Raw genomic sequence first — 5,827 nt, 5'->3', positions numbered from 1 at the left:
GCGAAATGTACTGGGCCATGGCCCAACTCTTCATGCAACAAGGCCCGCAAGCCCTGCCCGCTTTTCCCCGCCCACCTCGTGACTGGAACAACGAAGACGTGACCTTCAATCTCGCGCGTCGCTTGGCCCCCAAAGTGCGATGGCCAGCCGAACTAGACCTGGAGTCACGCACAGCCTCCTGACACTTCGTCAATGCAAATCAGCCCACAGCGGACGAATCAGTTGGGTTGATTGAACACTTGAGCACGCTGTCGCACGCCAACCGCCAATCGAAAGATGGATGTCAGCCTGGAGAGATAGCTCCTACGCCGCTGCCAATTACTTCCGACGGCCCCTTCTGAAAATCCTAACAGCCACGAAAAATGACGAGCCCTTTTCAGCAATTAACGTTATGTATTCGGTTGTTCAGGGCAAGAAGCCCACGTCCCCATTCATCTCATGAAGAACTACCATCATGCTGGATACTTCGTTTTTTCCTTCATTACCTACCGTCCCGGGTACACCCCTGCGTCCTCGACAGCTCAGCCGAGAGGAAGAGCGACTGGTGCGCTATTACCGTTGCTTGTCGGAACAGGATCGTGAAGCGGTGCGCTGCCTGATGTTTGCGGTCAGGGAAACCAGCCGCTCCGAACACCCTCACCCCTTAACAATGACGCCAGCATGGAGCTGCGAACGATGAGGTACCTGCGGGGTTGGGCACGCTGCCAAAGAGCCTGCCGCCCCCAGCCGCATGAGCATCGCTACTCGCTTGTCTCCCGAAACTTCTCCCCCAGCCCCGTCCCCAGCCACTGGGCATTGACGCTCAGCAACCGTGCAATCCTATCGAGCCACGCGTGTGGAATGCCCCGCGAAAACCAATTGGTCAACCGCTGAGGGGTGACCTTCAAGAACAGTGCGAAATCCATTGGCGAGATCTTGCACTCCCTCAACAACATCCGCAGACGCACGCCGGAACATTCGGCGCTGACCGCCCGAAGCGTCATTGATCGTCGCCCCGCACACGCTTCTTTCCCTTGCTCAAAGACCATTCCTTGCTCCTTGTGTAACGCCATATCTTTCTTCGCCCCATTCACAACGCGGACTCATTGAGTATAAACATGGCGTCCATCAGGTCCAGTTCCTATGCCGCAAAGCCCACCCCAACGCGACAGCTACGCCTGCTGTAGCCGATTTCCTTCAGCCTCGGAACAGCCTGCCGTGGGTTCCGTCTCGATTTCTTCCAGGTGATTGTGAGAGCAATTGTGCGCTCCTAGACTCCGCAGCCGTAGGGCAATCCCTGCCCCTCGAAGATTCCCACGGTCGGCACGTCGCACCGCGCCGTGCCGCCGCCACTGGAAGGAGCCACACCCATGACCAAGTCCTCGACGCCCCTCTTACTACTCGCACTGGCCAGCCTGCTAACAGGCTGCTCCACCACTCCCAATGTTTTGCAGATGCACAAAGTCACCGCCGAAGCGATTGGCCTCGCCTCCACCGATGAGCTGACCATGGGCCCGGTGACCAAAGGCAAGGAAGACTTCCTGGGCGGTGCTGAACTGACGTTTAAAGCCACAACAGCAAAGGGGCGCGTATTCAACTGCTCGACCTTCATGACCCCTGGCATCCTGCTTGAGCCGCCGACGTACTCGCGACTGACCTGCACCAAGTAAGCCCGATACTCCGGAGCGGGCATCTCGTGCACAGGTCATGCAGATAGATGCGAGCAAGCAAGCGCGCGGCAGTCGTCATATGCGATGAAAAGCATCCATGACAGATATTTCTTACAGACCAAACGCATGAACGCGCAGGACGCGTCCTGATTGCTCCCACGTTATTGAAGCGCACGGATGACGCTGCCTAGGATGTGCCCACTCGCTCGTTTGATTGAGCCTTGGCCCTCCCAGCGTCCACGACAGGAGTCGATTGACCATGTACAACAACATCACCCTCGGTTTGCGAAAGCGCCTGCTCGCAGGTTCGACCTTCGCCCTCTTATCGCTAAGCGCAGCCCCCGCAGTGGCCACCGATTGGTGGATGATCTTTGGCACCGGCGACACGCCTAACAGAGACCTGTTCTTCGCCGATGCACAGTCGGTAAAAGCCACACAACAACACCCGCAAAACACACTGCTGACAGTCGTGCAGGTGTTTGAAAGCCCCAACAGTCCCAACTACGTGAGTTACGCGCTGGAGCTGCAATGCCCGGAGCGACAGCTCAGGGTGAACTCGGCCACCGCCTACCTGCGCGCCGGGGCCACTACGGTGCTGCCGGCGCCTAAACGCTGGGTGCCGGTGCCCAAGAGCTGGCTGGAGCGTGGTTATGATTTCGCCTGCGCACCGGGCAAACGCAAGTCCAACAACATGATGCCGATGGGCGTCGGCTCGATCGACAACACTCAACTGGTGGCGATCACGCAGCAAGGCCTCTTCAACCAGTTGCCGGGTAATCAGCCAATCCGCATTGAATCCAGGAAGAGCAGCACCGAGGACGTGATGCGCGACCTCAACTTCCTCTTGGGCGCCCCTGAAAAAAAATAACCTTCAGCGCCGACTGGCACGCTTGAACTATGAGTGATCGACATGAAATACACAGGCGCATTGGCCCTGGCCCTCGTGCTGCTGCAGACCGGCTGCGTCAGTTTTGACACCGTCCCGGAAATGTACGCGCGCAGCCAATGGAAAGGCCGCCCGGCGCAGGACGCCATCAATTTCTTTGGTCCACCCCAAAAAATGGATCGCACCGCGGACGACCAGCATGTGGTGATGCAGTGGTACCGGGACACGTCGTACAACAGCAATGAGGTGGTGGCACAGAGCGCGGAAAGACAGGGCAACGTGATGGTGCACACCAACTATTGGGCAACCGTCAATAACCCGAATCGCTGCATCCTTTCCATCACCGTCGATCAGGACAGAAAGATTGTCGGGTTTGAAGCCGATGAAGGCGAATTGCTGCTGTCCAGTGGCTGCCAGTCGGTCAAGTTTGGGCCGCCTTAGGCAACCGACGCTGAGACAGGCTAGTGGAAACACCTCCTACAAACGTCATGTTTTACTCTTGAAGGATCGTCCTCGACAATGAAATCCGTCATCGTCGCCATCGCCCTACCGCTCATTGCAGGCTGCGCAACGCCGAAATATTGGGAGGCCACCGGCGGCAACCCGTCCGACGGGCTTGTGCAACTCTCCTACGTCCATACGCCGTTTGAGTACGGCCAAATCCGGGCGTCCCAAGGGTTGGCGATTGCCACGGGGCGCTGCCAATTTTGGGACTACCAACGCGCTGAACCCGCGGGCAAAGAAAAATCCGAGTGTCGCACCATGGGGCCTTTCCACTGCCTGGAAACCACAGTCACTCAGGATTACCGCTGCCTGCAATGACAGCGGCCCGGCCCGCCACGCACTCAGGTCCCACTCTTGACCTTACTCCAGACCCGCGTACGCACACGCTCCAGTTTCAAGGGCAGCGGCTCCAGTGCAAACAGCGTATCGAGCACTGCTTTGGAAGGATACACCCCCGGATTATCGCGCACCTTCGCATCAACCAGCTCTTTGGCGTCCTTGTTGGCATTGGCATAGCTGAGGTAGTTAGACGATGCGACGATCACCGGCGGGCGCAGCATGTAGTCGATGAACGCCAAGCCTTGTTGTGGGTTAGGTGCATCGTTGAGCAACACCAGGTTTTCCACCCAGATCGGCGCGCCTTCCCTGGGGATGCTGTACTGAATCCGGCGACCATTGCCGGCGGCATCGGCGGCTTTGCGTGCGTCCATCACGCCGCCCGCCCAGCCGACGACAGCGCAGATATCGCCGTTGGCTAGGTCGGTGATAAAGCGCGAGGAGTCGAAGTAGCGGATGTACGGGCGCAGTTTCAACAATAGGGCCTGGGCCTTCACATAGTCGTCCGGGTTCTGGCTGTTATAGGGCAGCCCCAGATAGTGCAAGGCGATCGGGATGATTTCAGCGGGTGCATCCAACATAGCTACGCCGCACTCGCCCAGCTTGGCGAGGTTTTCTTCTTTGAAAATCAGGTCCCAAGAATCTACCGGTGCGTTGTCACCCAGGAGCGCGTTGACTTTGGCGACGTCGTAACCGATGCCGGTGGTGCCCCACAGATAAGGCACGGCAAAACGATTACCGGGGTCGTTACTGCTGACCTTGGCCAGGATATCCGGATCCAGATGTGACAGGTTGGGCAGTTGCGAGCGATCCAGTTCCTTGAGTACGCCAGCCTTGATCAGGTTCGGCAACAGGTCGCCGGTAGCGACCACCACGTCATAGCCACTGCGCCCGGCCATGAGTTTGCTTTGCATGACCTCGCTGTTGTCGAACACATCGTAGGCCGATTGAATGCCGGTCTGCGCCTGGAAATCCTTCAGCGTAGTGGGCGCGATGAAGTCATACCAGTTATAGATATTGACCTTTGACTCCGCCGCCTGAGCGCAAGCCATTACGCCGCTGATCACGGCAGCCAGCCCCCATTGCATGCATCGAATAGCGATCATCACGAACTCCTGGGCCGGCACCTGCGCGCCAGCTGATTATTGTTATGGAGGGTATAAGCGCAGTCAGCGAATAAGCAGTTCACGGCGGCCGTCAGGGTGCTCGACAGCCTCTCCTTGCAGTTGCAGTCGACGATCATTGAGGTAGTGATAATCCCTGCGAGCCGCCTTGATTTGAGCAAGGTCCAGGCTGATCACATGACGTGTTTCTTCGCGCCCGGCTTCGTACAGCACGCGTCCAAACGGGTCGACCACCGCACTGCCGCCGGCGAATACCAAACCGTCATCGCCCTGCCCTGCGCGGTTGACCATCACGCAGAACATCTGGTTCTCCTGGGCCCTGGCCATGATCGCAGTGCGATGCACTGGGCCGTAGGGGTCCATGTTGCCGTTGGTGACGATGATCAATTCAGCACCCAACTGCGCAAGCGCCCGCGCCGTTTCCGGCAGCTCGATGTCGTAACAGATCAGCAGGCCGACACGCACGCCGTTCCAGAGCGTGGTGACAAAGCGATCACCCGGTGTAATGTCGGCGCGCTCGGAGGGCCACAGATGGGTTTTGCGATACCGTAATGCAATGCCCTCGGGTGTAATCAATACCGAGGTGTTGTAATAGACGTCCGCATCCCGTTCGACCAAGCCAATCACAACCGACACATTGCGTTGGCGCACCGCCTGTTGCACGGTTTGCAGCGTCGGGCCGTCCAGGGGCTCGGCAACGTTGGCCAGTTGTTCGCCACCGACGAAGCCCATCAAATGGGTTTCGGGGAATACCAGCAGGTCGGAGTCTGTGCTGCAGTTGGCGATGGCCGCCAAAGCACGTGCAACGTTGTACGCCGTATCGCCGTCGCGTCCGGCTAACTGCATCAATTCAATCTTCATCAGTGATCCTTCCGCGCAGTTCAGCAAGTTCTGAAAGAGTATGGGCGGCGCTAACGAAGCGGAACATCACGTCGAAGGGGTACCCCCGTGGGGGTAGTGAGATCAAATAACACTCAGATCAAAGCAGACCGTTCATAAGACAATATCATCGTTACACCCGTGCTCACCGGCCCTGAGTGTGCGTTCACGGTGGTACGAATGTGTGGCGCACGCTTAGGGGGCTTACTGATCGACCCAACGCCTTTAGACATAGCGTCTAACATGCGCTGGAAAGCAGACCCCGAACGTCACGGCCGTTAACCCCTCAATGATATGCAACCACACGCCTGAGGCCTGCTCGGTTACTTTCGCCAATGCGAACTGCAGATAAAATTATTCATAAGAGAGGGCGGTTGCAGGAGCTGAGTGCAACACGGTTATTGAATTGAAGCCGGAGCATCATGCCGCATTGCCATGGAATTTTGCAT

7 protein-coding genes and 1 pseudogene are annotated in these 5,827 nt (G+C 57.7%); 5 read left to right on the top strand and 3 right to left on the bottom strand.

Going from position 1 to position 5,827, the window contains the following annotated elements:
- Positions 1-182 (top strand): annotated as a pseudogene (locus BOP96_RS30320) (DUF6708 domain-containing protein); the annotation flags it as partial.
- 558 nt (positions 183-740) lie between these two features.
- On the opposite strand, the gene BOP96_RS28955 reads toward BOP96_RS30320, so the two are convergent.
- The gene (locus tag BOP96_RS28955) at positions 741-1,028 is read right to left on the bottom strand and encodes a helix-turn-helix transcriptional regulator (RefSeq protein ID WP_138726259.1); all 288 of its coding nucleotides are present in this window, start codon (positions 1,026-1,028) and stop codon (positions 741-743) included.
- 321 nt (positions 1,029-1,349) lie between these two features.
- Here BOP96_RS28955 and BOP96_RS28950 point away from each other — a divergent pair, with 321 nt between their 5' ends.
- From BOP96_RS28950 to yecR, 4 genes are all read left to right on the top strand, one after another.
- Positions 1,350-1,649: a hypothetical protein gene (locus BOP96_RS28950; RefSeq protein ID WP_054895743.1), complete on the top strand. Its 300-nt coding sequence runs from the start codon at positions 1,350-1,352 to the stop codon at positions 1,647-1,649.
- Between the two features lie 259 nt (positions 1,650-1,908).
- A complete protein-coding gene (locus BOP96_RS28945) occupies positions 1,909-2,517 on the top strand; it encodes a hypothetical protein (RefSeq protein ID WP_073454707.1) in 609 nt (202 codons plus the stop codon).
- 42 nt (positions 2,518-2,559) lie between these two features.
- Positions 2,560-2,976, top strand: a complete 417-nt coding sequence (locus BOP96_RS28940) for a hypothetical protein (RefSeq protein WP_057704066.1) — start codon at positions 2,560-2,562, stop codon at positions 2,974-2,976.
- Positions 2,977-3,054: 78 nt separating this feature from the next.
- Positions 3,055-3,357 carry a YecR family lipoprotein gene (gene yecR, locus BOP96_RS28935; RefSeq protein WP_057704065.1) on the top strand — a complete coding sequence of 101 codons (303 nt, stop codon included), beginning with the start codon at positions 3,055-3,057 and terminating at the stop codon, positions 3,355-3,357.
- Positions 3,358-3,380: 23 nt separating this feature from the next.
- On the opposite strand, the gene BOP96_RS28930 is transcribed toward yecR, so the two are convergent.
- Together BOP96_RS28930 and BOP96_RS28925 are read right to left on the bottom strand one after the other, a co-directional pair.
- Positions 3,381-4,481, bottom strand: a complete 1,101-nt coding sequence (locus BOP96_RS28930) for a polyamine ABC transporter substrate-binding protein (protein WP_073454706.1) — start codon at positions 4,479-4,481, stop codon at positions 3,381-3,383.
- Between the two features lie 63 nt (positions 4,482-4,544).
- On the bottom strand, positions 4,545-5,360 hold the full coding sequence (locus BOP96_RS28925) for a carbon-nitrogen hydrolase family protein (RefSeq protein WP_073454705.1): 816 nt from the start codon (positions 5,358-5,360) through the stop codon (positions 4,545-4,547).
- Positions 5,361-5,827: the final 467 nt, after the last annotated feature.

Origin of the sequence: Pseudomonas sp. FSL W5-0203 (assembly GCF_001896155.1) — a bacterium.
GTDB classification, from domain to species: domain Bacteria; phylum Pseudomonadota; class Gammaproteobacteria; order Pseudomonadales; family Pseudomonadaceae; genus Aquipseudomonas; species Aquipseudomonas paracarnis.
Note: the sequence above shows the minus strand (reverse complement) of the source record. Positions and strands in the feature narration are given on the sequence as shown.